This window comes from Rathayibacter sp. VKM Ac-2927 (assembly GCF_022815525.1).
GTDB lineage: Bacteria > Actinomycetota > Actinomycetes > Actinomycetales > Microbacteriaceae > Rathayibacter > Rathayibacter festucae.
In genome coordinates this window covers 138,810-164,636 of sequence record NZ_JALGRT010000004.1, presented here as the reverse complement: position 1 = coordinate 164,636, position 25,827 = coordinate 138,810, and the positions used below count along the sequence as shown (strand labels likewise).

Genomic DNA, 25,827 nt, shown 5'->3' with positions numbered 1-25,827 from the left:
CGCCCCTCGCTCAGCGGCCAGCCCTTCCGCCCGCCTGCCGGTCGAGCAGCCCCCATGCTGGTCGAGCAGCCCCGGACGCGCCGCCGCACGCTGGTCGAGCAGCCCCGGAGGGGCGTACCGAGACCCACCCTCCGAGCGGCGGTGGATCTCGATACGTCCGCTGCGCGGACTGCTCGATCAGCATGCACGGGGTCCGCTGCGCGGGCTGCTCGATCAGCATGCACGGGGTCCGCTGCGCGGGCTGCTCGATCAGCATGCACGGGGTCCGCTGCGCGGACTGCTCGATCAGCAAGGCTCCCTCACGCCGCGAGGTGGAACGTGCTCGCGAAGCGCCCGAGCAGCGCGTCCCGCCCGCGGAGCACCGTGACCGCGCCGGTCGCGATCGCCCGCTCCGGCGCGAGCTCGCCCGAGAGCAGCAGTCGGATGTCCGCGCCAGTAGAGAACGCGAGATCCACCGGAGCCTCGCCGCCCGGCACCTCTCCGCGCGACACGTCCAGCGCCGCGCCGTCGACCCGGATCAGCAGCCCGGCCGGCCCGACCTGCGCCGCGTACACCGTCGCCGGCAGCTCGGCCGCGACCTGCGGCCGGAACGCAGTGCGCAGGTCGACCGTCATCGAGTCCGGGGTGATCACCTGCTCCTCGCGCGGATCACCGAGCGCCTTGAAGCCCCAGGCGCCGAGCGCGAGCACGATCGGCTCGAGCTCGCGGCCGTAGGGGGTCAGCTCGTAGACGATGATGCGCGAGCGCGGCGCCCGCCGGATGATCCCGGCCGCCTGCAGCTCCTTGAGCCGGCCGGCCAGCACGTTGCTCGGGATGCGCGCGAGCCCCTGCGCGAGCTCGCTGTAGCGGCGCGGCCCGACCAGCAGGTCCCGCACGATCAGCAAGGCCCAGCGCTCGCCGACCAGCTCGACCGCGCGGGTGAGCGCCGAGTACTGCCCGTAGTCGCGTGCGGCCATCGCCCTCAGGCCTGCTCGCCGGTGAACGCCTCCGGCCCCTGCGCAGCGGCGACCGGGTCCATCCAGCCGAACTCGAGCAGGTTGCCGTCGGGGTCGGAGACCTGGCGCTGGTACATGAAGCCGTAGTCGGACGCGGGCCGCGACTCGGAGCCGCCCGCGGCGAGCCCCGCGGTCACGGCGGCGTCGACGGCCTCGCGGGTGTCGAGGAAGATCGCGGTCGAGACGGAGGGGTTCACGGCCGGGTCGCCGATCGGCAGGTCGCTGAAGGTCTGGAAGTACTCGCGCAACAGGATCATGAAGTAGTTGTGGTCCTCCTCCACCACGACGCAGGCCGCGTTGTGGTCGGAGAACGCCGGATTGATCGAGAAGCCGAGTGCGACGTAGAACGCCTTCGCGCGCTCGAGGTCGGTGACGGGCAGGTTGACGAACATCGAGGGCATGGCGGTCTCTCCTTGTCAGTGGGAGCCGCGAGCCGCGGCGTCTGCGCCCATGCTTGTGAAAAACAAGTGCCGCGTCAAGAGGCGGGCCCGAGACGCCTTCGATCCGGGAGCCGCCTCCGGCTCGCGCGATCGGCTCCGGCTCGTCGTTTCCGCGGGTTTCCACGAGCCGAGGGTGATTCTGCGTGCCGGCGGCGCCCCGAGCCGTGTCCGGCTCGTGGGATCGCGTCCGGCTCGCGGTTCTGCCGGATCTCCGCGTGCCGAGGGTTGCTCCACGTGCTCGATCCGTGCCGGAACCGTCCGGAGTCGCCCGAGGTCCCGGCGGATCTCGAGCTCGCACCTCTCCGGCTCGCGGAATCAGCTCCGGCTCGTTGTTTCGTCCGGTTTCCACGTGCCCGAGGCCGTTCCGCGTGCCGGACGTCGTCCGGCGCTGCCTCCGGCTCGCGGAAGCACCTCCGGCTCGCGAGTCCGGCCCGAACCCACGAGCCGAGGCCGATTCCGCGAGCCGAACCTCCACCGGCACCCGCCGCTAAGGCGGAAGAGAGCGCTCTCACAAAAGTCTTGACCTCCCCGCGACCCGCTCCGTATGCTCGCCTCACACCTCGTGAGAGCGCTCTCACACGCGGCAGCACAGCACCGTGGGAGCGCCCCCAGGGGTGCCCTGACACCCATCACGAAGGAGTGACCGTGCTCGAATCACGACGCGCCAGGATCGCCACGGCGATCGCCGGCGCCGCCGCCCTGGCCCTGCTCGTCTCCGGCTGCTCGTCCGGATCCGGCGCGGCCGAGGACGGCGACATCGAACTGACCGTGACCACGTTCGGCGCCATGGGGTTCGACGACCTCTACGCCGAGTACGAGGCCGCCCACCCGGGCGTCACGATCGTCCCGAACAACATCGACACCGGCGGCAACGCGCGGACCGACGCGTTCACCAAGCTCGCCGCGGGCTCCGGCCTCGCCGACGTCGTCGCCATCGAGGAGGGCTGGCTCGGCTCGATCATGGAGGTCTCCGACCAGTTCGTCGACCTGCGCGACCACGGCATCGAGGACCGCAAGGCCGACTGGGTCGACTGGAAGTACGAGCAGGCCGTCGACCCCGACGGCCGCGTCATCGGCTACGGCACCGACATCGGCCCCGAGGGTCTCTGCTACAGCACCGCCGCCTTCGAGGCCGCGGGCCTGCCCACCGATCGCGCCGCCGTCGCGGAGCTGCTCGGCGGCGCGGACGCGACCTGGGAGGACTACTTCGCGGCCGGGAAGCAGTACCACGACGCGACCGGCAAGGCCTGGTACGACCAGTCCGGCTTCGTCTGGAACGCGATGGTCAACCAGCTCCCCGAGGGCTACTACACCGCCGACGGCGAGCTGAACATCGACGGCAACGCCGAGCTGCAGGAGCGCTGGGGCTGGATCACCGACGGCGCCGCCTCCGGACTCTCGGCCGCGCAGAAGGCCTGGGACTGGAACAAGGGCAAGTCCTTCAACGACGGCACCTTCGCGACGTTCGTCTGCCCGGGCTGGATGCTCGGCCAGGTGAAGGCGCAGGTCGAGGCCGGCGGCGGCGACCCCGAGGCCACCGGCTGGGACTTCGCCGACGTCTTCCCCGGCGGCGCGGCCAACTGGGGCGGCTCGTTCCTCTCCGTCCCGACGCAGTCGAAGCACCCCGCCGAGGCCGCCGAGCTCGCCTCGTGGCTGAGTGAGCCGGAGCAGCAGATCGCCGCGTTCGACGCGACCGGTCCGTTCCCGAGCACCGTCTCCGCCCAGGAGCAGCTCGCCTCCGCCGCCGCGCCCGACCCGGCGCTGAACGGCTCGCCGACCGGCGCGATCCTCGCCGAGCGCGCCCAGGGCGTCGTCGCCCAGTACAAGGGTCCGGACGACTCGCTGATCCAGGAGAACGTCTTCGGCCCGGTGCTGCAGAAGGTCGACCGCGGCGAGCTCGACGGCGACAAGGGCTGGGACGAGGCGCTCTCGCTCCTCGACGAGCTGGTCGACTGACCCGCTCCCCTCAGACAGGGCCCCCGTCCGGTAGCAGGCCGGGCGGGGGCCCTCCCTCCCCTTCCCATGACGCGTCCCACGACGTGTCCCACGACGTGTCCCACGAACGCGTCCCCCACGAGAGCGACCGACGAGAGCGACCCATGACGAGCACCCTGACCCCGCCGACCGCGTCGGCCGCGCCGCCTCCCGGCCGCCGCCCCGCGCCCCGCCTGCCGCTGACGGCCAAGCAGCGGATGAGCCGCTTCGACGTCAAGGCGTCGCCCTACCTCTACATCTCGCCGTTCTTCCTGCTGTTCGCGATCACGGGAGCGTTCCCCCTCGTCTACACGCTGGTGGTCTCGCTCTACGACTGGCAGCTGCTGCAGGGCCAGGGCGACTTCGTCGGCCTCGGCAACTTCGCCGCGGTGCTCGGCGACCGCTTCTTCTGGAACTCGATCGGCAACACGCTGAGCATCTTCCTGCTCTCCACGATCCCGCAGCTCGCCGTGGCCCTGGTGCTCGCGGCGGTGCTCGACCAGTCGCTGCGCGCCCGCACCTTCTGGCGGATGAGCGTGCTGCTGCCCTACGTCGTCTCGCCGGTCGCCGTGGCGCTGATCTTCTCGAGCATCTTCGGCGACCAGGAGGGCCTGGCGAACAATCTGCTCGGCCTGGTCGGCATCGCCCCGATCGACTGGACCAACGACCGCCTCGCCAGCCACATCGCGATCGCGTCGATGGTCAACTGGCGCTGGACCGGCTACAACGCGCTCATCCTGCTCGCCGCGATGCAGGCCGTGCCGCGCGACCTGCACGAGTCGGCTGCGCTCGACGGAGCGGGCTCGTTCCGCCGCTTCACCTCGATCACGATCCCGAGCATCCGGCCGACCCTGATCTTCGTGATCATCACGGCCACGATCGGCGGGCTGCAGATCTTCGCCGAGCCGCGCCTGTTCGACGTCTCGAACGCCGGCGGCATCGGCGGCTCGGACCGCCAGTTCCAGACGACCGTCCTCTACCTCTGGGAGATGGCGTTCTTCCGGCAGAACTTCGGCGAGGCGGCGGCGGTCGCCTGGCTGCTGTTCCTGCTGATCGTGCTGATCGGACTGGTGAACTTCGCGATCTCGCGGCGGATCGCGTCCGTCGAGAACCGCGTGAGAACGCGCACGCGCCGACCGGCGCAGAAGGCGAGCGACCGATGACCGCGACGATTCCCACCGCTCCCGCCGCTGCGCCTGTCGCGGCCGAGCCCGAGCGTCGCGCCCGGCGCCCGCGCTCCTCCGGCGCCGGCCGCGTCGACCGCCCGGGGTTCCTCACCTACGGCCTGCTCAGCGCCTTCATCCTCGGCTCGACCTACCCGCTCTGGTGGTCGTTCGTGGTGGCCAGCGGGAGCAACGCGACCCGCGGCGAGACGCTGCCGCTGATCCCGGGCGGCAACTTCCTGGCCAACGCGGCGCAGGTGTTCACCGCGATCCCGTTCTGGACGGCGCTGCTGAACAGCGTGGTCGTCTCGGGGATCATCACGCTCTCGGTCGTGTCGTTCTCGACCCTGGCCGGCTACGCGTTCGCGAAGCTGCGCTTCCGCGGGCGGGACGGGCTGATGATCACCGTGATCGCGACGATGGCGATCCCGACCCAGCTCGGCATCATCCCGCTGTTCATCCTGATGCGGCAGCTCGGCTGGACCGGCACCCTCGGCGCCGTGATCGTGCCGACGCTGGTCACCGCGTTCGGCGTGTTCTTCATGCGGCAGTACCTGGTGGACGTGATCCCGGACGAGCTGATCGAGGCGGCGCGGGTCGACGGAGCGAACCAGTTCCGGACGTTCCTGACCGTCGCGGTGCCGGCCGCGCGGCCCGCGATGGCGATCCTCGCGCTGTTCACGTTCATGATGGCGTGGACCGACTTCCTCTGGCCGCTGATCGTGCTGAGCCCGACCAACCCGACGCTGCAGACCGCGCTGTCGCAGCTGCAGTCGGGCTACTACGTCGACTACTCGATCGTGCTGGCCGGCGCGGTGCTGTCGATCATCCCGCTGCTCGTGCTGTTCGTGCTGGCGGGCAAGCAGCTGATCGCCGGCATCATGGGCGGCGCAGTCAAGGGCTGATCCCGGGAGCCCAGCGCAATGGTGGATCTCGATACGCCCGCTGCGCGGGCTACTCGATCAGCATAGGAAGCCCGCTGGGCGGGCTACTCGATCAGCATGGAGAGGCCGCCAGCATGCTGGTCGAGTAGCCCCGGAGGGGCGTATCGAGACCCGCCGTCCCCAGGAGGGCTGGCCTGCAGACTCTTCTCCTGACGCCTCCGGCCGCCATGGCCGGTGAGCGAGCGCCCCCGCAGGGGTGTCTCGAAGGGCACGCGCCCGCTCGGCTACTCTCGGGCCCGGGGGTCCACCGCTCGAGAGGCACGCATGAGTCACGACACCGCACCGGCCGCACCCACGCTCGAGGCCGTCGCCGCGCTCGCCGGAGTGTCCCGGGCGACGGTCAGCCGGGTCGTCAACGACTCGCCGAAGGTGAAGGCCGAGGCGCAGGCCGCCGTCCGCCTCGCGATCGAGCAGCTCGGCTACGTGCCCAACCGCGCGGCGCGCTCGCTCGCCAGCCGGCGGACCCAGGTCCTCGCCCTGCTGGTGCCCGAGTCGATCGGCAAGGTCTTCGGCGACCCGTTCCTCGCCGCCGTCGTGCAAGGTGCGGCGACCCGCCTCGCCGCGACCGACTACATGCTCAACATCGTGATCGCCTCCGAGGCGACGCCCGACAAGACCCGCCGCTACCTCCTCGGCGGCAACGTCGACGGCGCCCTCGTGGTGTCGCACCACAGCGGCGACCACTCCTACGCCCGGATCGGCGCGAGCGTCCCCCTCGTCTTCGGCGGCCGCCCGCTCAGCCTCGACGACCACGACAGCCACTTCGTCGACGTCGACAACGTCGGAGCGGCGCGCCAGGTCACCGAGCATCTGCTGGGCCTCGGCCGCCGCGCGCCCGCGATGATCGCGAGCCGCCAGGACATGCCCGGCGCGATCGACCGCCTCGCGGGCTGGCGCGCGACCGTCGAGGCGGGCGGCCTGGACGCCTCGCTCGTCGAGATCGGCGACTACTCGCCGCGGGACGGCGCCGAGGCGATGCGGCGCCTGCTCGACTCCGGCCGCCCGATCGACGCGGTCTTCGCCTCCAACGACCAGATGGCCTCCGGCGCCCTGGCGGTGCTGCGCGAGCGCGGCCTGAGCGTGCCGGGCGACGTGGCGCTCGCCGGCTTCGACGGCGACTACTCCTCGGAGGCGGCCGAGCCGCCGATCACGACCGTCCGCCAGCCGGCCGCCGGCCTCGGCGACGCGATGGCCGAGGTCCTGGTGCGGCTGCTGGCCGGCGACGACGTTCCGCGGGCGACGCTGCTGCCGACGGAGCTGCTGATCCGCGGGTCGACGGTGCCGCGGAGCTGACTCCGCCGCACAACATCAGCTGAGAGCACCCGGCCTCCTCTGTGGGAGGAGGCCCACCCTTCTCAGCTGATGTTGTGCGGCCGACTCCGCCCCTCAGCCCGTGAACACCGTCGAGGAGCGGCGCTCGTACCAGTGCGCGAGGTGCTCGCCCGCGCGGAGGACGTGCTCGCGCATGATCGCGGCGGCGCGCTCGCGGTCGCCGGCGACGAAGGCCTCGACGATCTGCTCGTGCTCGCGGAAGTTCTCCTCGCGGTGGCGCGAGTTCTCGCGGAGGACCAGGCCCGACACATTGCGCGGGAAGGCGTCGTTGATCTCGATCAGCATCCGGCTGAGGCGGGTGTTGCCCGAGGCCTGGTAGATCAGCCCGTGGAACTGGTCGTTGGCGCTGCCGTCGCGCTCGGCCGCGGTGCCGGCGGCGACGGCGAGCGAGCGCTCGTACATGGCCGTGTTGACGGAGCGGAGCTCGGCGATCGTCGCATCGTCCAGGCGGTCGACCGCGCGGCGGGCGGCCAGCGACTCCAGCTCGGCGCGCACCTCGTAGGCCTCGCGCACCTCCCACGGCACCGGCACGCGAACGACGGCGCCGCGGTTGGGGACGACCTCGATCAGCCCGCCGGTCTGCAGCTGGCGCAGCGCCTCGCGGACCGGGGTGCGGCTGATGCCGAACTGCGTCGCGAGCTCGGCCTGGCGCAGCGGGGCGCCGATCGGGATCTCGCCGGACATGATCTTCGCCCGGATCCGGGCGGCCAGATCGTCCACGAGTGCGTTGTCGCCCTGGGTCGTCACGCGATGATCCCCTCCGATCAGCGGCCAGGTCGGCCGGGATCCAATCATGGCAGGTATTGGATCCCACGAGGGGGTCGGTGTCGTCGAACGGCGAGCCCACTCCTGCGTCCGGCTTGACCCATGGATCCGCGCGGCCCTAGATTGGATCCAATCTCGCCCGCCGTGGCGATCGATCGAGGTCAGGAGGCCGGCGTGGACGTGCTGCTGGTCGTGATGCTCGCGGGCGCCGCCGCCTCCCTCACGCTCGGCCTGGCCGGCTGGCGGGGAGTGGGCCGCGGCTGGCTCGTCGCCGAGGCGGCCATGCTCGCCGCGATGCTCGACGTACACCTGCCCGCCCTGCACCTCCTGCCCGCTCCGCTCTGGTCCGCGCTGCTCGCGGGCTGCGCGCTCGTCGCCGCCCTCGTCGACCGGCTGCGCCGCGGCCGAGGCGTCCGGCGGCACGGCGCCGACGCGCTGCACGCCGTCGGGATGCTGCTCGCCGCCGTCCTCGTGCTCCTCGCCGACGCCGCGCCCACCGCGGGTGCCGGTCCGCTCGCGGGCGCCGGGCACGCGCACGGCGGCGGACTCGCCCTGCCGCTCGGCGCCGCCGTCGCCGTCTACGCGGCGTGCACGCTCCGCGTCGCCCTCGCCGGACGCCCCGGCCGCCTCGACACCGCCCGGAGGCTCGCCTCCCTCGCCGCGCTCGTCGCCATGGGCGCGATGGCCGCGGTCGGCTGAGCAGCCCGCCCCGCCCCCGAACAACACGCCGCCCGCCGCACAACACCCCGCACGACACCCCCGCACCACACCGGAAGAAGGAGACGCCGCATGATCATCGACGCGTACAACACCACTCAGGACCGCCGAGGCCGCAGCGACTACCTCAGCGGGGTCCGCCCCGGCGAGCAGCCCCCCGCCTACACCCCGTTCGACCCGAAGCGCATCCTCGACCGGATGGACGCCGCCGGCGTCGACCGCGCGATGGTCTGCTCCCTCGCGCAGGGCATCGAGAACGACTTCCTGATCGACCTCGTGAAGGCCCACCCCGACCGCCTCTTCGGCTTCGGCCAGGTCATGCCGCAGTGGGAGAACGCGACCGACGAGATCCGCCGCTTCGCCGACGCCGGCCTGGTCGGGCTCAAGCTGCACCCCAGCCTGCACGGCTACCACGTCGCCGATCACGGGCTGCTCGACCCGCTGTTCGCGGTCTGCGACGAGCTCGGCCTGCCCGTGCTGATCAACGCGCTCGACGACGCGTTCTGCGCGCCGTTCGCCATCGAGGAGATCGCGAAGGGCTTCCCCGGAGTGCCGACGATCATCGCCCACATGGGCGCGGTCTGGAACGTGCCCGAGGCGATCATCGTCGCCGAGCGCAACCCGCACGTCTACCTCGAGACCTCGGCGACGCTGATGTCCGACGTCAAGCGCGCCTACGCCCGGCTCGGCGCTGAGAAGATCCTGCTCGGCTCCGAGTGGCCGGGCAGCGACTTCGACCTCGAGCGGATGAAGATCGCCAAGGCGATCCCGGACGAGGCCGACCGCGCGCTGGTCGAGGGCGGCAACATGGCGCGGATCCTGGGCTGGTCGTGACCGAGGGGGCGGAGTCGGGGCCTTCCGCGCCGGAGAGCCCGGTGCTCGATCGGCCGGTGCTCGACGGGCCTCCCGCGGGGATGTCCGCGCCGGACCGCGAGCTGCTCGAGGCGGCCTCGGCGATCCTCGACGCGCGCTACCGGACCGGCGTCCACGAGGTCGCGGCCGCCCTCCGCCTCGCCGACGGGCGGATCGTGACCGGCCTGCACGTCGAGGCGAGCGCCGGCCGGGCCTCCGTCTGCGCCGAGTCCGCCGCCCTGAGCGCCGCGGTCGTCGCCGGCTCCCCGGTCGTCTCGATCGTCGGAGTGCTGCAGCGCCCGGCCGGCTCCCGCCACCTCATCGAGCCCTGCGGCGTCTGCGCCGAGCTCCTCGGCGACCACGCCCCCGACGCGACCGTCTGGGTCGCCGTCGCCGACGGCTTCGCTCCGGTCCCCGTCGCCACCCTGCTCCCGCACCGCCGCCGCCGCGCCGCCCGCCCGGTCTAGCCCCCCGGCCCGCGCCCGACCCACTCTCCAAAAGTTGCGGTAGTCGAGCGCGACTACCGCAACTTCTGAGGAATGACGGCCGGCCGCCTCCGCCGCTTGCCGACTCTTCAAGAGTTGCGGTAGTGGCGCGCGACTACCGCAACTTTTGAGGAATCAGGGGGCGCGGATGGAGCGGCCCGCGCCCGGCTCTCCTCCACAAGCCGAGCAGCCCGAGGTTTTACCCCGGGGAAACACGGCCGACCCCCGCCCGAACGATCGCCTGGTCAGACTTGCCGGGCGGACGACGGGCCCCGGCCCTCGCGCCGCCGGGGTCGTGGGGGCACCTCACCCGACCCGCGCACCACCCGGAAGGATCCACCCGCATGCTCGCCGTCTCCGGCACTCCCGTCCTCCTCGTCGTCGACATCCAGGGCGGGGCCGCCTCGGACCTGCCGACCCCCGGCATCCCCGTGATGAGCGGCCGGGCGGAGCGCACACCCCGGGTGCGCGACCTGATCGCGCACTGCCGCAGTGCCGGCGTGCCGGTCGTCTTCGTGCAGGAGGTGCACAAGCGCGACCTGATCGACATCGGCCGCGAGCTGGACGGCGCCGAGGGTCCGCACTGCCTCGAGGGCGACCCGGGCACCGAGCTGGCGTCCTGGCTCGAGCCGCGGCCCGAGGAGTTCGTGATCCGCAAGCGCCGCTACTCCGCCTTCTTCGGCACCGAGCTCGAGATCGTGCTGAAGGCCTACCGCGCGGGCACGCTGCTGCTGGTCGGCGGCCTCACCGACGTCTGCATCCACTACACGGCGGCGGACGCGCACCAGCACGACTACGCCGTCCGGGTGCTCACCGACTGCGTCGCCGGCTCGAGCGAGCGCGCGCACGCCGCCACCCTCGAGGCGATCGAGTACCTCCAGCGCGACGCGCTCGTCACCGCCGCCGACGTGCACGACTGGCTCGACCGCCGGGAGACGATCGATGCCTGAGTCCCGCCCGATGCCTGACGTCCACGGGGCCCCGGCCCCCCGCCTCCTCGTCGCCCGCGTCCGCACCATGGACCCCGAGAACCCGCTCGCCGAGGCGCTCCTGATCGACGGCGACCGGATCACCGCCGTCGGCACCCTGCAGGAGGTCCGCGCCGCCGCCCCGGCCGGCACCCCCGAGGAGCACCTCGACGGCACCCTCCTCCCCGGCTTCATCGACGCGCACTCGCACGCCCAGCGCGCGGGCCTGAAGGCCCTGCAGCTGCTCGACGCGGACGCCGGAGCCGACGCGTTCTCGGCCGCGATGCTCGCCGACGCGGACGCCGATCCGGACGCCCCGGACTGGCTCGGCGACACCCCGCCCACCCCCGAGGACCGCCGCGCGGCCCTCCTCCGCATCCAGCCGCTGCTGCACGAGCTGGGCTTCACCGGCGTCATCGACCCGGCCGTCACGCTCGACGAGCTCGCCGCCTACCGCGCGGCCCACGAGCGCGGCGAGCTGTCGCTGCGCGTCGTCGCGATGCCCTACCCCGAGCTCGGCACGGAAGCGGTCCCGGGTGTCGACGAGGCGCTCGCCCTGCTCGACACCGTCGACGGCACGACCGGCGACGGCGACGAGCTGCTCCGTCTCGGCCCGATCAAGGTCTACTACGACGGCGAGGGGATGAAGGGCCAGGCGCTCCTCGAGCAGCCCTGGCCAGACGGAAGCCGCGGCGTGCAGCGGATCGCGACCGCCGAGTTCGCGCGGCTCGCCGCGGAGTGCGTCCAGCGCGGCTGGGGCCTGGGCGTGCACGCGGTCGGCAGCCGCGCGGTCGCCGAGGTGCTCGACGCGCTCGAGGCGGCGGGCCCGCCCGAGCGGATCGCCGCCCTGCGCTGCCAGCTGATCCACGCCTACCTCGAGCCCTCCGCCGAGAGCCGCGAGCGCGCGGCCCGGCTCGGCGTCGTCGCCTCGCTGCAGCCCTCGATCGCCTGGAGCAACGCGGCCGGACTGACGCGGCGGCTCGGCCCGCGGGCCGACCCGGTGAACCCGATGCGCGACTGGCGCGACTCCGGCGCTGTGATCGCGCTCGGCTCCGACGCCCCCTACTTCCCGTTCGACCCGCGCCGGGTGGTCGCGACCGCGGTGAGCCGTCGGATGCGCCGCCTGCCCGACCCGCTCGGTCCGGAGCAGGCGCTCACGGTGCTCGAGGCCGTCGAGGGCTACACGCGGGGCGCGGCGCACGCGGCCTTCGCGGAGGACCGCCGCGGGATGCTCCGCCCCGGCTTCCTCGCCGACCTGGTGCTGCTCTCGGTCGACCCGGGGGAGTGCTCGGCGGAGGAGTTCGCCGGGGCGCGCGTGCTGCGCACGGTGGTCGGCGGGCGGACGGTGCACGACGGGGCCGCGGGGATCGCCCGGCAGATGTAATCCCGACGAAACACAATGGGATCCGCATTGCCTTAGATTGGATCCAAGTTGAGCGGCCCCCCCGAGCAACTCCGCCCCGCCCCCGATGCACCACCCGTACCCCTTGGAGGACAGCACCATGGTCAGGAAGAGCTTGCTCGCCGGCGTCGCACTGGCGGCCGTCGCGAGCCTCGCGCTCACCGCCTGCGGGACCACCAGCGCCCCGCAGAGCGCCACCGGCACCGCCGGCACCACCGACACCATCAACGCGGAGCTCTGGTACGCGCCGTCCACCTTCGACCCCGCGAAGGCCTCCGCCGACGCCGACGTGACCGTCGCGCGCCTCGGCTTCGACACCCTGCTCCGCCAGGGCGAGACCGAGGGCTACATCGGCGGCCTCGCCACCGAGTGGAACGCCGTCTCGGCCTCCGAGTACACGTTCACCCTCCGCGACGACGCCACCTGCGCCGACGGCACGGCGATCACGCCGACCGTCGTCGCCGACTCCTTCACGTACCTCACCGGCCTCGACGACTCGGGCGCGCTGACCTGGAAGAACCAGGCCTTCGGCTCCGGCGACGCGACCTTCACCCCCGACGACGCGGCCGGCACGCTGACGATCTCGCTCAGCCAGCCCTACTCGCAGCTGCTCGGCGGCGTCACCCGCCCCGGCACCGGCATCATCTGCCCCGCCGGCCTCGCCGACACCGAGGGCCTCGCCGCGGGCACCGTCGACGGCGCCTGGTCCGGCCCGTACATGCTCTCGAACCTCTCGGCCGGCGTCAGCGCCGCCTACACGCTGCGCGACGACTACGACGCCTGGCCCGACTGGCAGGACGTCGAGGGCGAGCCCGCGAAGACGATCAACCTCACCGTGCAGTCCGACTCCAACACGAGCGCCAACCTGCTCGAGTCCGGCGGAGTCGACCTGGCCCGCTTCTACGACTCGAACGCGCTGCGCTTCGAGGACGACCCCGCCTACACGACCGTCACCTTCGCCAGCTCGGCCTACAACCTCGTCTTCAACGAGGCCCCCGGCTCCGGCTCGATCTTCGAGGGCAAGGAGGACCTCCGCGCCGCGGTCGCCCAGGCGATCGACACCCAGGGCTTCAACTCGGCCGGCCTCGACGGCCTCGGCGTGCCGCAGTACACCGTCAACGCGGCGAGCTACCGCTGCGCGCTGGACGACGAGTCGCTGGTGCAGAAGTACGACCCCGCCGCCGCGACGCCCGAGCTCACCGGTCAGTCGATCCGCCTGCTGATGATGTCGAACTGGGACCCGGCCGCCGACTACCTGGCCGAGTCGCTCCGCGCCGCGGGCGCCACCGTCACCGTCTCGGCGCTCGACCCGGCCGACTGGTCGAAGGCCATGCGCACCGAGCCCGCCACTTGGGACGTCGCGATCGCCGCGGAGAACGCCGGCCCCGGCCTCATCCACACCACGATCGCCCGCTACCTCGGCCCGACCTACGCGGACGGCGGCACGAACGTCTCCTCCAGCGACAACCCCGAGGGCGTCGCCTACTACGAGGCCGCGATGGCCGCCTCGGACACCGAGACGCAGTGCGAGAACCTGCTCGCCGCCCAGAAGACGATCCTCGAGCGCGTCGACATGACGCCGCTGATCACCGACACGCACCGCTACGTGGCCCGCTCCGGCTTCGCCACCTCGGTGTTCTCGGGCTACTGGGACATCTCGGCCATGCGGATCCTGTCCTGATCCGCTGACGCCCTGATCCACTGAGCAGCCCACCCGAGCCGGACGACACGAGGAGACGACGCGATGAGCACCACGACCGCCACCACCGCTGCATCGTTGGGCCTCGGGTCGTCCGGCGCGGGGGCGCCCGGCCCGGGCGCCGTCCGCGCCGGCACCCTCGGCGGGGCCTGGCGGAGGTTCCTCCTCCGCCGGGCCCTCGGCCTGCTCGTCAACCTGGCGCTGCTCGTGCTGGTCACCTTCCTGATCGTGCAGCTCATCCCCGGCGACCCGGCGATCGCCATCGCAGGGGAGGCGGCCTCGCTCGACCAGGTCGAGCTGGTGCGCACCCAGCTCGGGCTCGACCAGCCGCTGCCCGCGCAGCTCTGGACCTACCTCGTCGGCGTGCTGCAGGGCGACTTCGGCGCCTCCTACCGCTACACGATCCCCGCGATGGACCTCGTGATGACGGCCGTGCCGTACACGCTGACCATCACGATCTCCGCGGTGCTGCTCCTGCTCGTGCTCGGCATCGCGCTGGGCATGGCGGTCGGAGTCGCGACCCGCGGCGACCGCCGCCGCTGGCTCGACGCCGTGTTCAGCACCGTCACCGGGCTGATCTCCTCGGTCCCCACCTACGTGCTCGCGACCGGCTTCGTCGTCGTCTTCGCGGTGCTGCTCAAGGTGCTGCCGCCCGCGTACTCTCCGGCCTACGACTTCGGCACCGCCGCGATCCTGCCGATCGCCTCGCTCACCGTCGGCGGCACCTGCTCCGTCGCGAGGATCGTCCGCCGCGAGACCGCGGTGATCCTCGAGCAGGACTACATGCGCACCGCCCGCGGCTGGCGGCTGCCCGCGCTCACCCTCTACGCCAAGCACATGCTGCCCAACCTGCTCACCACGGCGCTGACGCTCTCGGGCATCATCCTCACCGCGCTGCTCGGCTCGGCGCTGATCACCGAGGCGGTCTTCGCCTGGCCCGGCCTCGGCGGCGTGATCGTCCAGGCGATCGCGATCGACAAGGACTACCCGGTGATCCGGGCGGCCGTCTTCGTGATCGGGCTCATCTCCCTCGTGATCACCCTCGTGATCGACGTCATCCTGGGTCTGATCGACCCGCGCACCCTCGGAGAGCAGCGTGGCTGAGTCCCTCCCCGCCGTCCGCGGCCTGAAGCCCGCCGGCGCGCGCACCTTCGCCTGGAACCCCGGGCTCGTGATCGGGCTCGGCCTGCTCGGCGTGATCGCCCTCACCGCGCTGATCGCCCCGATCGCGCTCGAGGGCCAGGCCACCGGCCTCGGCGGCAGCCCCAGCCTCGGCTCGACCGCCGAGCACCCGCTCGGCACCGACACCCTCGGCCGCGACATGCTCGCCCGCACCCTCGTCGCCACCCGCTCGACCGTGCTGATGGCGCTCGCCGCGACCGTGCTCTCGGCGATCGTCGGCATCGCGGTCGGCATCGGCGTCTGGCTCGCCCCGCGGCGGGTCCGCGAGCTCGGGCTGCGGGCGATCGAGCTGGCCGTCAGCTACCCGACGATGCTCGTCGCGATCATCGTCGCCGCCATCCTCGGCCAGGGCGTCGTCCAGGTGGTGGTCGCGATCGCGGTCGCCAACATCGCCGGCTTCGCGCGGCTCACGGCCAACCTCGCCTCCAAGATCGCGGCGAGCGAGTACGTCACGACCGCCCGGCTGACCGGAGTGCCGACGCACCTCGTCGCGCTGCGGCACGTGCTGCCGAACATGGCCGAGCCGACGCTGATCCTCGTCGCCGGCGCCTTCTCCGGCGCGCTCGTCGAGATCTCCGGCCTCTCCTTCATCGGCCTCGGCGCCCAGACGCCCGCCTTCGACTGGGGCACGCTGCTCAACGACGGGCTGAGCCGCATCTCGGTGAACCCGGTCGTCATCCTCGGCCCGGCGCTCGCGCTCACGGTCGCCTCCTTCGCGGCGCTGCTGGTCGGCGACGGGCTGGCGGCGGCGGCGAACCCGCGCTCGAACACGACGCGGGCCCGGATGACGAGGGCCACCGACTCCTCGACCGCCGCGCCCGCCCCCGCCGACGCCGTGCTCGTCGCCGACGGCATCACCGTCCGCCACGGCGCGACCGGCCGCGAGCTCGTCTCCGACCTCTCCTTCACCATCCGCCGCGGCGAGGTGCTCGGCATCGTCGGCGAGTCCGGCTCGGGCAAGTCGCTGACGGCGTCCGTGGTCGCGAAGCTGCTCGGCGAGGGTCTCGAGGCGTCCGCGCGCCGGCTCGAGCTCGGCGGCACCGACCTGCTCGGCCCCGTCCCGGACCGGGTGCTCGCCGCGAAGATCGGCCTGATCTACCAGGACCCGGGCACCGCGCTGAACCCCGCCATGGTCCTCGGCACCCAGCTCTCCGACGTGCTGCGGATCCGCCTGCGCCACTCCCGCCGCGACGCGCTCGACCTGCTCCTGCGCGGCTTCCGCTCAGTGATGCTCTCCGATCCGGAGGGGCGCCTGCGGCAGTACCCGCACCAGCTCTCCGGCGGCATGAAGCAGCGCGCGATGATCGCCTCGGCGATGAGCGCGAAGCCCGACCTGCTGATCGCCGACGAGCCGACCACCGCGCTCGACGTGACGGTGCAGCGCGAGGTGCTCTCGGTGCTCAAGCGCATGAACGAGGACTCCGGCACCGCCGTGCTCTTCATCTCGCACGACCTCGGCGTCGTCCGGGCGCTCTGCGACCGCGTCCTCGTGATGAAGGACGGCCGCATCGTCGAGCGGATCGAGGACATCGCCCACCTCTCGGAGGAGACCGTGACGCATCCGTACACGAGGCAGCTGCTCGCCGCGACGCCGGTCGTGACCGTGCCGACGCCGCCGGAGGTGCGCTCGTGAGCGCCGCCGCCGCTTCGGCCGCCGGAGCCCCCGCGTCCTCCGCGATGGTCGACGTCCGCGGTCTCGACGTGGTCTTCGGCCACGCGAAGGTCCTGCACGGCGTCGACCTGCGGGTCGAGCGCGGCCGCACCGTCGGCGTGGTCGGCGAGTCCGGCTCCGGCAAGTCGACCCTCGCCAAGGTGCTGGTCGGCTCGGTCCGCGCGGCCGCCGGCACGGCGACCGTGGACGGCGTCGACATCGTGGCCGCCAACCGCTCGGCGATGCACGCCTACCGGCGTCGCACGCAGATGATCCCGCAGGACCCGTACTCCTCGCTCTCGCCGCGGCGCACCATCGCGCAGACCCTGGCCGAGGCGATCGACCCGGTCCGCGCCCGCGTCGGCCGGAACGAGGAGCTGATCGTCGCCTGGCTCGAGCGCGTCGGCCTCAGCGCCAACATGCGGCACCGGTTCCCGCACGAGTTCTCCGGCGGCCAGCGCCAGCGCGTCGCGATCGCCCGCGGGCTGATCATCGACCCGACCTTCGTGATCGCCGACGAGATCACCTCGGCCCTCGACGTCTCGGTGCAGGGGCAGATCCTCGATCTGCTCGCCGGGATCAAGGAGTCGCTCGGCCTGACGATGATGTTCATCTCGCACAACCTCGCCGTCGTCCAGCGCGTCAGCGACGAGGTCGTGGTGCTCTACCGCGGCGAGGTCGTCGAGGCCGGCCCGGTCGAGCGGATCTACGCCGACCCCCAGCACTGGTACACCCGCCGCCTGCTCGACGCCGACCCGGGCTCGCCCGGCTTCAGCCTCTCGGGTCCCGCGGCGGTCGCCGCGAAGGAGAGCGCATGACGGCCCGCCTGCCCGCCACCCCCGTCGCCGAGGGCGTGCTCCGCCTCGTCGGCGCGACGCTCGTCGACGGGACGGGCGCCGCTCCGCTCGAGGACTCCGAGGTGGAGATCCGCGACGGCGTGATCGTCTACGCGGGGCCGCGCCGTGCGGATCCCGGGCTCGAGGGTCGCGCGGTCGACGTGTCCGGCGCATTCCTGCTGCCGGGCTTCGTCGACGTGCACGTGCACCTCGCGATGGTGCCGGTCGCTCCGGAGGCGGCGCGCGAGCGCTTCCCGGAGGAGGACGTCCTCGAGATCGCCGGGCTCCTGCGCCGCACGCTCGACGCCGGCGTGACCACCGCCCGCGACCTCGACGGGCTGTCGCCGGGCTACCGCGAGGCCGTCGCGCGCGGCGCGGTCGACGGCCCGCGCCTGCACCTCGCGATCGCCATGCTCTCGCCGACCGGCGGCCACGCCGATCCGCACCACCGCAACGGCAGCCTGCCGGCCTGGGCCGTGCGCCCGGGCATGCCCGCGCCCGGGCTCGTCGACACGGACGAGGACGTCGTCCGGACGGTCCGCACCCTCGTCCGAACCGGCGCCGACGTGATCAAGGTCGCCACCTCGGGCGGGCTCGGCTCACCGAACGACGACGCCCGCGACGTCGGCATCACCGAGAAGCAGGTCGCCCTGATCGCGGAGCTGCTCGCCGAGCGCGGCGGCCGGCCGATCACCGCGCACGCCCTCTCCGACGACGCCGCGCGCGCCGCCGTGCTGGGTGGCGCGACGAGCATCGAGCACGGCTACGACCTCTCCGACGAGACCATCGCGCTGATGCGCGAGCGCGGAACGACGCTCGTGCCGACCCTGAGCATCCTGGTCCGCGAGTTCGACCCCGCGACGACCACCGTCGAGCGGCTCCGGCAGCGCGAGCTCCTGCGCGAGCGCGGTCTCGACTCGGTGCGCCGGGCCGTCGCGGCGGGGATCCCGCTCGCCCTCGGCACGGATGCCGGCGTGCACCCGCACGGTCGCAATCTCGCCGAACTTGCGCAGCTGGTGGCCGTCGGGCTCACGCCGCTCGAAGCGCTGAGTGCCGGCACCCTCGGCGGCGCCCGCCTGCTGGGCCTGGACGCGCAGCTCGGCTCGGTCGAGCCGGGCAAGCTCGCCGACCTGGTGCTGACCGACGCGAACCCGCTGGCCGACATCGCCGCGCTCGGCGATCCCTCGGCGGTGCGCGCGGTCCTGCAGTCGGGCCGCGTGGTCAAGGACCTCGACGGGCGGCTGGGCTAGACCTCCGAGGTCAGCGGCGGCTCAGAACTCCTCGTAGTTGTACGGCTCCGGCTCCGTCTCGATCACGGGGCGGGCGACGGTGCGCTTGTTGTCCTTGATGCGCGAGCGGATGTCCTCGACGGCCTTCGCGACGGCGTCCTCGGTGGCGGCCTCGTCGTTCACGGCCCGCTCCACGGGCACCGCGACGAGCTCGCTGCTCGCGTCGAGCGTCATCTTCGCCTCGATGAGCACGCCCTCCTCCGTGAAGGCGGGGACGCTGACCACCTCCGAGTGCTCCTGCCGGTCGATCGCGGTCACGAGGTCGAGGAGGGCCTCGGTGACGGCGTCGGTGGTGACGATGCTCTTGGAGGCGTAGGTCAGCTGCTGCATGCCTCCAGTCTGGTCGCGGAGGCTCGGCGTCTCTCGGGCTTGCGGCGGGGGCGGGTGGCCGTCTAGCGGGCGGCGGGCTCTCGTGCTCCGTTCATCTCGGAAGCCTTGCGGCGGGCGCGCTGCGCGTCGCAGTCTGGAGGCATGCGAGACGTGCTGAGGAGATCCAGCGGCGGCGAGATCGCCGGCGCCGTCCTGATCGTGCTGGCCTCGATCGCGCTCCTCATCGGCGCATTCGCCGCCGGCGCGGGCAGCGTCCACGGGATGCTCGGTGTGATCGTCGCGTTCGCCGCCGGCATCACCGGCCTGGGCGTGCACATCGCCGGCCGCGAGGCCCGGCTCCGCCGCGACGGGAACTGACGCCTCCGACCCCGTGGGTCTCGATACGCGCTGCGCGCTACTCGACCAGCATGGAACGGGCGTGCCCGCCCGTGCTGTTCAGCGCGCTCGCGCCCGTCCCTGCTGATCGAGCAGCCATGTCGAGGGCGGTCACCTCATGTTGATCGAGTAGCCCTCGCAGAGGGCGTATCGAGATCCGCCCACCGCCGGCACGTGGGTCTCGATACGCGCTGCGCGCTACTCGACCAGCATGCAGGGCGCGCGTTCTCCTGCTGATCGAGTAGCCCTCGCAGAGGGCGTATCGAGATCCGCCCGGCAGCGGGTCAGCGGTCGACGAGGGTGATCTCGAAGGAGTAGAGGTCGGGGCGGTAGCAGTGCTGGCCGTACTCGACGGCGCGGCCGGAGTTGTCGAAGGCGGTGCGGGTCATCGTCAGGACCGCGGCGCCCTTGCGGAGGTCGAGGAGCTGGGCCTCGCGCGGGGTCGTGGCGCGGGCGCCGATCCGCTGCTTGGCGACGCGCATCGCCACTCCGCGGGCCCGGAGCAGCTGATAGAGGCCGTGCGTCTCGAGGGCACCGAGGTCGAGGTCGACGAAGTCGGCCGGCAGCGTGTTGTCGAGCACGGCGAGCGGGACCCCGTCCGCCGACCGCAGCCGCACGAGGTGCAGGACGGGCGAGCCGACCTCGACGCCGAGCGCCTCGGCGGTCCTCTCGTCGGCCGTGCCGACCGTGGAGGAGAGGGTGCTCGTCGTCGGGCTCTGGCCGGAGCGCTGGAGGTCCTCGAACAGGCTGGTGAGCTCGACGTTGCGGGTGACCCTGCCGTGCACGACCTGCGTGCCGATGCCGCGGCGGCGCACGAGGAGGCCCTTGTCGACGAGGTCCTGGATGGCGCGGCGGATGGTCGGCCGCGACATGCCCAGTCGGTTGCCCAGCGACACCTCGTTCTCGAGCCGGGAGCCGGCCGGGAGCGTCTCGTCGAGGATGGCCCGCTCGAGGCGGGTCGCGATCTGGTGGTAGAGCGGGATCGGGCCGGAGCGGTCGAGGTCCATGAAGAGGTCCATCGGCAGGGCGTGCTCCTCCTGCAGCGCCATGTCGCCCCCTCCGCCCGCCGACTCACCGCCGGCCGTCCTCGACACCTGTCGGCGTCACTACATTATGCAGCGCACATCAGCAGCTCAGCAGCTCAGCAGTCCGTCCCATTGTGCTATTGTAACGACATTACAGACCACCCTCTCGAGGAGTTGTACACCGTCGTATGGTCCAGATGATCCGCCGCGCCCCCGCGCACGCCGCCCCGTCGCACGCCACCGCCGCGCACGCCGTCCCCGGGGCGTCCCGATGAAGGCCGCGGTCGCCGGCGCCCCCGTCAGCTTCGGAGTCTTCGAGCTCACCCCCGAGGGCGCCGACGTCGTCTCGCCCGACGACCTCGTCGACGTGCTCGCCGAGGCGGGCTACACCGGCGTCGATCTCGGACCGGCCGGCTACCTCGGCCGCGGACGAGAGCTGCGCCAGCGCCTCGAGCGGTCAGGACTCGACATCGCCGGCGGCTGGATCCAGCTGCCCTTCTCGGACGACGAGGCCTTCGCGGCCTCGCTCCCCGAGCTCGACGCCGCGCTCCGCCTCTTCGCCGAGGCGTCCGAGCACGGCCCCGCGCGGCTCCCGCTGCCGACCCTCGCCGACGACGGCTCCGCGGCCCGGCGCTCCTCGCCCGGTCGCGGCGCCGGTGCCGACCCGCTCGACGACGCCCGCTGGTCGCGGCTGGTCGCCAACGTCGAGCGCGCCACCGCCGCCGTCCGCGCGGCCGGCTTCGAGCCGACCTTCCACCACCACGCCGGCACGTACATCGAGTCGCCCGAGGAGATCGACCGCTTCCTCGGCGCCGTCGACATCGGGCTCACGCTCGACACCGGCCACCTGCTGATCGGCGGCGGCGACCCGGTCGCGGCCGTCGAGCGCTGGGGCCCCCGGATCAACCACCTGCACCTCAAGGACGTCGACGTCGCCGAGCTGCGCCGGGTCCTGGCGGCCGGCGGCGGGATGCGCGAGGTCTGGTCCTCCGGATCGTTCGTCGCCTTCGGCCGCGGCGACATCGACCTCGACGCCGTGATGACCGCGATCGACGCCCAGGGCTACGACGGCTGGGTCGTCGTCGAGCAGGACGTCCTCAACGCGCCCGACGCCGACATCGCCGCGTTCCGCGACGAGCGCCGCGACGACCAGGCCGTCAACCGCGAGGCCCTGCGCGCCTGGGCCTGACCGCGCCCCTCCCGAACCCCACCACCCAGACCGCCCCCGGGCAGCAAGGACATCGCCGTGACCGACACCCCTCTCCGCTTCGGACTCATCGGCACCGGCCGCATCGGCCAGGTGCACGCGGCGAACATCGCCGCCGACCCCGAGGCGACGCTCGCCTGGGTCTGCGACCCGTTCGTCGACGGCGCGAACGCCGTCGCGGCCCGCTACGGCGGAACCGTGACGACCGACGCCGCCGAGATGTTCGCCTCCGGGGAGATCGACGCGGTGCTGATCGCCTCGCCGACCGCGACCCACGTCGACCTGCTCGAGGCCGCGATCTCGGCCGGTGTCCCCGCGCTCTGCGAGAAGCCCATCGACCTCGACATCGCGCGCGTCGACACCCTGCTGCCCCGCGTCACGTCGTCGGGGGTGCCGATCGCCCTCGGCTTCAACCGCCGCTTCGACCCGGCCTTCGCCGAGGCGCGCGCCCGCGTCGCCGCCGGCGAGATCGGCGCGCTCGAGCAGCTCTCGATCATCAGCCGCGACCCCGCCGCCCCGCCCGCGGCCTACATCGGCGTCTCCGGCGGCATCTTCCGCGACATGACGATCCACGACTTCGACATGGCGCGCTTCTTCCTCCCCGACATCGTCGAGGTCACCGCGACCGGCACGACGACCTTCGACCCCGGCGCACGCGAGCACGGCGACTTCGACACCGCCGTCGTCACGCTCCGCTCCGCCTCCGGTGCGCTCGTCTCGATCACCAACTCGCGGCACAGCTCGGTCGGCTACGACCAGCGCATCGAGGCCTTCGGCGCGGACGGCTCGATCGAGGTCGCGAACGCCCTCACCAGCCTGGTCAGCGTCTCGAACGGCACGAGCGTGCAGGCGAAGCCGCCGTACCAGGACTTCTTCCTCGAGCGCTACGCCGTCGCCTACCGGGCCGAGCTGACCGAGTTCATCAAGCTGGCCCGCGGCCAGGAGTCGACGAGCCCCACGTTCGCCGACGGCCGCGCCGCCCTGGTCCTCGCCGACGCCGCCGCCCGCTCCGCGGTCGAGCGCGTCTCGGTGAGCGTCGAGCTGTAGGGCGCCGGCCGTGACCGTCCGCCTCGCCGCCTCCGCGGAGATGCTCTTCCCGGAGCTCGAGTTCGCCGACCGCGTCCGCCGCCTGCACGAGCGCGGCTTCGAGGTCGAGATCTGGGACTGGTCCACCAAGGACCTGCCCGCGCTCGCGGCGACCGGCGCGACGTTCTCGTCGATGACCGGCTACCTCACCGGCGATCTGATCACCCCCGACGGCATCGCCGAGACGCTCCGCACGGCCGAGCTCTCGCTCGCGGCGGCCGAGGTCATCGACAGCCCGCGGCTGAACCTGCACGGCACCGGCCTCGCCCCGGGCGGCCTGCCCGTCCGGCCCGGCACCGACGTGACGCCAGGGGACCGCGACCGCGCCGGGGACACGCTGCGCCGCCTCGCCGCGCTCGGCGAGGAGCGCGGCCGGGTCTTCACCCTCGAGAACCTCAACACCGCCGTCGACCACCCGGGCACCCCGTTCGCCCGCGCCGAGGACACCCTCGCGCTGGTCAGCGCGGTGGACCGGCCGGGGCTGCGGCTGAACCTCGACCTGTACCACGCGCAGATCGGCGAGGGGAACCTGCTCGAGCTCGTGCGCCGCTGCCTGCCCTGGATCGGCGAGATCCAGGTCGCCGACGTGCCCGGTCGCTGCGAGCCCGGAACCGGCGAGATCCGCTACCCGGCCGTCGCGCAGGAGCTGCGCGCCCTCGGCTACGACGGGGTCGTCGGGCTCGAGGCGTGGCCGTCGAACGACTCGGAGTCGGCGCTCGACGCCTTCGAGGCGGCCTTCGCACTCTGAAGGCCGCCCCGCGGCTCACGCGTCGTAGGTGGTGTCCCCGCTCACGGCCGCGACGCTCTCCCACGCCCGCGACCGGTCGCTGCGCAGCGCCGCCTCGACGATCTCGGCGGCCGACCACGCGTCCGCGGCGGACGGCGCGAGCTGGCGCCCCTCGAGGACGGAGGAGAGGAAGAGCGACGCCTCGATCGTCTTGAGGTCGTCGAAGCCCATGCTCGTCCCGGCGCCCGGCTGGAAGCGCGAGAAGTCGCCGAAGCCCGGCTGGGCCATGATCGTGCGGTAGCCGCTCGGGTCGTCGGCGAGCTGCAGCTCGTTCAGCCGCTGGAAGTCCCAGCGCAGCGAGCCCTTCGTGCCGTACACCTCGAGCGTGTACTCGGCGCGCGGCCCGACCGCGACCCGGCTCGCCTCCAGCACCGCGACCGCGCCGGACTCGAACCGGCCGAGCACGGCCGCGTAGTCCTCGTTCTCGACCGCGCCGCGCTCGCCGCCCTCGGCGCCCTTGCTGAAGTGGCCGGCCGCGGCCGAGCCGGGCAGCGGGCGCTCGCGCACGAAGGTCTCGGTGAGCGCGGAGACCGAGTCGATCCGCCCGACCAGGTACTGCGCCAGGTCGGCGCCGTGCGAGAGCAGATCGCCGAGCACGCCCGAGCCGGCCCGCGCCTGCAGGAAGCGCCAGGTGAGGGCGCCGAGCGGGTCCGCGGAGTAGTCGGCGAGCAGGCGCACGCTGACGTTGGTGACCCGGCCGATCGCTCCGTCGCGGATCAGGGAGCGGGCCTGCGCCAGGGCCGGTGCGTGCCGGTAGTTGAAGCCGACCGAGGTGACGACACCGGCGTCGGCCGCGGCGCGCGCGATCTCGGACGACTCGGCGGCGGAGCGGCCCATCGGCTTCTCGATCCAGAACGGCTTGCCGGCCGCTGCCGCGGCGAGGGCGACCTCGCGGTGCAGGAAGTTCGGCGCGCAGATCGAGACGATGTCGACCTCGGGGTCCTCGAGCACCTCCCGGTAGTCCGCCGTCGTCCGGCGATAGCCCAGGATGTCCTCGGCCAGCGAGCGCGTGCCAGGATCGGTGTCGGCCGCCGACACGAGGTCCACGGCGACGCCGAGGTCCGGGTAGTGCTCCGGGACCGCGCGGTACGCGCGCGTGTGCAGGCGTCCCATCCAGCCGACCGACACCAGACCTACCCCGAAACGGTGCACCATTGCGCGCTCCTCCATGCTCCTGACAGCGGCTCGGCACCCGATGCCACTCACCGGTGAGCCGCTCCGAGCGTAGCGCAATGACAATATGTATTGACATTTGCAATCGGTGATTTCATACTCGACCCGACAACGACGTTCCGGACCGTCAGAGACGACGCCGTCCGCAGAGAAGGAGCTCTCATGAAGAAGCGTTTCCTCGCAGGCCTGGGCCTCGCCGCCTCGGCGGCCCTGCTGCTCAGCGGGTGCACCGGCACCGGCCAGGAGCCCGCCTCGACCGCCGGCGGCGGCGCGAGCGGCGGCGGCGACTACACCTACGCGGTCGTCACCCACTCCGGCCCCGGCGACGCCTTCTGGGACCGCGTGAAGTCGGGTGCCGAGGCGGCCGGCGCCGACTACAGCGCGACGATCACCTACAACGCGGACCCCGACCCGGCGAAGCAGTCGCAGCTGATCGACAACGCGGTCGCCCAGGGCGTCGACGGCATCGTCGTCTCGATGGCCAACCCCGACGGCGTCAAGGACAGCGTCGAGAAGGCCGTCGCGGCCGGCATCCCGGTCGTCACCATCAACTCCGGCATCGAGCGCTCCGCCGAGTTCGGCGCCCTGACCCACATCGGCCAGAGCGAGACGGTCGCCGGCGAGGCGGTCGGCACGAAGCTCGCCGAGGCGGGCGCCACCAACGCGCTCTGCGTCATCCAGGAGGCGGGCAACGTCGGTCTCGAGGAGCGCTGCAAGGCGGCCGCCTCGACCTTCGGCGGCAGCATGAGCAACCTCCAGGTGGACGGCACGAACGACGCCGACGTCAAGGCGACCATCAAGTCCAAGCTGCAGGCCGACCCGTCCATCGACGGCGTGCTCACCCTCGGCGGCCAGTACGCGATCGACGCCGTCGGCGCCGTGTCGGAGTCGGGCAGCTCGGCCCAGGTCGGCACCTTCGACCTCTCCGAGGACGTCGTCACCGCGGTCGAGGACGGCTCGATCGCCTTCGCCGTCGACCAGCAGCCCTACGTCCAGGGCTTCCTCGGCGTGACGGCGCTCCAGCTCTACACGACCAACGGCAACGTCATCGGCGGCGGCCAGCCGGTCTACTCCGGCCCCGCCTTCGTCACCAAGGAGAACGCGGCCGCGGTCGCCGAGTTCGCCGCGAACGGCACCCGCTAGCGGCCGC

At 72.8% G+C, this 25,827-nt stretch carries 25 protein-coding genes; 19 read left to right on the top strand and 6 right to left on the bottom strand.

Translation table 11 applies throughout. From position 1 onward, the window contains the following. Positions 1–299: 299 nt before the first annotated feature. Positions 300–956, bottom strand: a complete 657-nt coding sequence (locus tag MT353_RS13500; RefSeq protein ID WP_132435434.1) for a helix-turn-helix domain-containing protein — start codon at positions 954–956, stop codon at positions 300–302. Between the two features lie 5 nt (positions 957–961). Next, the gene (locus tag MT353_RS13495; protein ID WP_243624806.1) at positions 962–1,396 is read right to left on the bottom strand and encodes a VOC family protein; all 435 of its coding nucleotides are present in this window, start codon (positions 1,394–1,396) and stop codon (positions 962–964) included. A gap of 684 nt (positions 1,397–2,080) precedes the next feature. On the opposite strand from MT353_RS13495, the gene MT353_RS13490 reads away from it, so the two are divergent. The 4 genes from MT353_RS13490 to MT353_RS13475 all read left to right on the top strand — a co-directional run bounded on the left by MT353_RS13490 (position 2,081) and on the right by MT353_RS13475 (position 6,809). Beyond that, complete coding sequence (locus tag MT353_RS13490) at positions 2,081–3,391, top strand: ABC transporter substrate-binding protein (RefSeq protein WP_243624805.1); 1,311 nt, start codon at positions 2,081–2,083, stop codon at positions 3,389–3,391. 143 nt (positions 3,392–3,534) lie between these two features. Beyond that, positions 3,535–4,572, top strand: a complete 1,038-nt coding sequence (locus MT353_RS13485; RefSeq protein ID WP_160086513.1) for a carbohydrate ABC transporter permease — start codon at positions 3,535–3,537, stop codon at positions 4,570–4,572. Beyond that, the gene (locus tag MT353_RS13480) at positions 4,569–5,477 is read left to right on the top strand and encodes a carbohydrate ABC transporter permease (protein WP_123734512.1); all 909 of its coding nucleotides are present in this window, start codon (positions 4,569–4,571) and stop codon (positions 5,475–5,477) included. The genes MT353_RS13485 and MT353_RS13480 overlap by 4 nt, the downstream gene beginning before the upstream one ends. A gap of 303 nt (positions 5,478–5,780) precedes the next feature. Beyond that, positions 5,781–6,809 carry a LacI family DNA-binding transcriptional regulator gene (locus tag MT353_RS13475; protein WP_243624804.1) on the top strand — a complete coding sequence of 343 codons (1,029 nt, stop codon included), beginning with the start codon at positions 5,781–5,783 and terminating at the stop codon, positions 6,807–6,809. A 93-nt stretch (positions 6,810–6,902) separates the two neighbouring features. On the opposite strand, the gene MT353_RS13470 is transcribed toward MT353_RS13475, so the two are convergent. Further along, on the bottom strand, positions 6,903–7,595 hold the full coding sequence (locus tag MT353_RS13470; RefSeq protein ID WP_207901612.1) for a GntR family transcriptional regulator: 693 nt from the start codon (positions 7,593–7,595) through the stop codon (positions 6,903–6,905). A gap of 162 nt (positions 7,596–7,757) precedes the next feature. On the opposite strand from MT353_RS13470, the gene MT353_RS13465 reads away from it, so the two are divergent. The 10 genes from MT353_RS13465 to MT353_RS13420 all read left to right on the top strand — a co-directional run bounded on the left by MT353_RS13465 (position 7,758) and on the right by MT353_RS13420 (position 18,655). Beyond that, positions 7,758–8,312, top strand: coding sequence for a hypothetical protein (locus tag MT353_RS13465; protein ID WP_243624803.1), 555 nt, complete (start codon positions 7,758–7,760; stop codon positions 8,310–8,312). A gap of 90 nt (positions 8,313–8,402) precedes the next feature. Continuing rightward, entirely contained in the window at positions 8,403–9,164 is a 762-nt protein-coding gene (locus MT353_RS13460; RefSeq protein ID WP_123447441.1) for an amidohydrolase family protein, read from the top strand. A 41-nt stretch (positions 9,165–9,205) separates the two neighbouring features. Then, complete coding sequence (locus tag MT353_RS13455) at positions 9,206–9,649, top strand: hypothetical protein (protein WP_243624802.1); 444 nt, start codon at positions 9,206–9,208, stop codon at positions 9,647–9,649. A gap of 362 nt (positions 9,650–10,011) precedes the next feature. Then, positions 10,012–10,617 (top strand): cysteine hydrolase family protein, encoded by a 606-nt coding sequence (locus MT353_RS13450; protein WP_243624801.1) that lies wholly within the window; start codon positions 10,012–10,014, stop codon positions 10,615–10,617. Between the two features lie 10 nt (positions 10,618–10,627). Next, positions 10,628–12,019 (top strand): amidohydrolase, encoded by a 1,392-nt coding sequence (locus tag MT353_RS13445; RefSeq protein WP_243624800.1) that lies wholly within the window; start codon positions 10,628–10,630, stop codon positions 12,017–12,019. Positions 12,020–12,137: 118 nt separating this feature from the next. Continuing rightward, positions 12,138–13,718 (top strand): ABC transporter substrate-binding protein, encoded by a 1,581-nt coding sequence (locus MT353_RS13440; RefSeq protein WP_243581556.1) that lies wholly within the window; start codon positions 12,138–12,140, stop codon positions 13,716–13,718. 63 nt (positions 13,719–13,781) lie between these two features. Then, positions 13,782–14,840, top strand: a complete 1,059-nt coding sequence (locus tag MT353_RS13435) for an ABC transporter permease (RefSeq protein WP_243599584.1) — start codon at positions 13,782–13,784, stop codon at positions 14,838–14,840. Then, positions 14,833–16,551: a dipeptide/oligopeptide/nickel ABC transporter permease/ATP-binding protein gene (locus tag MT353_RS13430; protein WP_243599585.1), complete on the top strand. Its 1,719-nt coding sequence runs from the start codon at positions 14,833–14,835 to the stop codon at positions 16,549–16,551. The genes MT353_RS13435 and MT353_RS13430 overlap by 8 nt, the downstream gene beginning before the upstream one ends. Continuing rightward, on the top strand, positions 16,548–17,387 hold the full coding sequence (locus tag MT353_RS13425; protein ID WP_243624799.1) for an ABC transporter ATP-binding protein: 840 nt from the start codon (positions 16,548–16,550) through the stop codon (positions 17,385–17,387). The genes MT353_RS13430 and MT353_RS13425 overlap by 4 nt, the downstream gene beginning before the upstream one ends. Further along, on the top strand, positions 17,384–18,655 hold the full coding sequence (locus MT353_RS13420) for an amidohydrolase family protein (RefSeq protein WP_243624798.1): 1,272 nt from the start codon (positions 17,384–17,386) through the stop codon (positions 18,653–18,655). The genes MT353_RS13425 and MT353_RS13420 overlap by 4 nt, the downstream gene beginning before the upstream one ends. 21 nt (positions 18,656–18,676) lie before the next feature. Here MT353_RS13420 and MT353_RS13415 read toward each other — a convergent pair whose 3' ends face one another. Continuing rightward, positions 18,677–19,024, bottom strand: coding sequence for a hypothetical protein (locus tag MT353_RS13415; RefSeq protein WP_243624797.1), 348 nt, complete (start codon positions 19,022–19,024; stop codon positions 18,677–18,679). A gap of 141 nt (positions 19,025–19,165) precedes the next feature. On the opposite strand from MT353_RS13415, the gene MT353_RS13410 reads away from it, so the two are divergent. Then, positions 19,166–19,381 carry a hypothetical protein gene (locus tag MT353_RS13410; RefSeq protein ID WP_243624796.1) on the top strand — a complete coding sequence of 72 codons (216 nt, stop codon included), beginning with the start codon at positions 19,166–19,168 and terminating at the stop codon, positions 19,379–19,381. 302 nt (positions 19,382–19,683) lie between these two features. Here the strand turns inward: MT353_RS13410 and MT353_RS13405 are convergent, their stop codons facing one another. Beyond that, positions 19,684–20,448 (bottom strand): GntR family transcriptional regulator, encoded by a 765-nt coding sequence (locus MT353_RS13405; RefSeq protein WP_123734522.1) that lies wholly within the window; start codon positions 20,446–20,448, stop codon positions 19,684–19,686. 247 nt (positions 20,449–20,695) lie between these two features. Between MT353_RS13405 and MT353_RS13400 the strand changes: the two genes are divergently transcribed. Genes MT353_RS13400 through MT353_RS13390 form a run of 3 tightly spaced genes read left to right on the top strand, consistent with a single transcriptional unit; the run spans position 20,696 to position 23,465 of the window. Then, positions 20,696–21,613: a sugar phosphate isomerase/epimerase gene (locus tag MT353_RS13400; protein WP_243624795.1), complete on the top strand. Its 918-nt coding sequence runs from the start codon at positions 20,696–20,698 to the stop codon at positions 21,611–21,613. Positions 21,614–21,670: 57 nt separating this feature from the next. Continuing rightward, the gene (gene iolG / locus MT353_RS13395) at positions 21,671–22,678 is read left to right on the top strand and encodes an inositol 2-dehydrogenase (RefSeq protein ID WP_243624794.1); all 1,008 of its coding nucleotides are present in this window, start codon (positions 21,671–21,673) and stop codon (positions 22,676–22,678) included. A 40-nt stretch (positions 22,679–22,718) separates the two neighbouring features. Next, positions 22,719–23,465: a TIM barrel protein gene (locus tag MT353_RS13390; RefSeq protein ID WP_243624987.1), complete on the top strand. Its 747-nt coding sequence runs from the start codon at positions 22,719–22,721 to the stop codon at positions 23,463–23,465. Positions 23,466–23,480: 15 nt separating this feature from the next. Here MT353_RS13390 and MT353_RS13385 read toward each other — a convergent pair whose 3' ends face one another. Next, positions 23,481–24,659 (bottom strand): Gfo/Idh/MocA family protein, encoded by a 1,179-nt coding sequence (locus tag MT353_RS13385; protein ID WP_243624793.1) that lies wholly within the window; start codon positions 24,657–24,659, stop codon positions 23,481–23,483. 180 nt (positions 24,660–24,839) lie between these two features. Here MT353_RS13385 and MT353_RS13380 point away from each other — a divergent pair, with 180 nt between their 5' ends. Then, complete coding sequence (locus MT353_RS13380) at positions 24,840–25,820, top strand: sugar ABC transporter substrate-binding protein (protein WP_243599592.1); 981 nt, start codon at positions 24,840–24,842, stop codon at positions 25,818–25,820. The last annotated feature ends 7 nt before the right edge of the window (positions 25,821–25,827 follow it).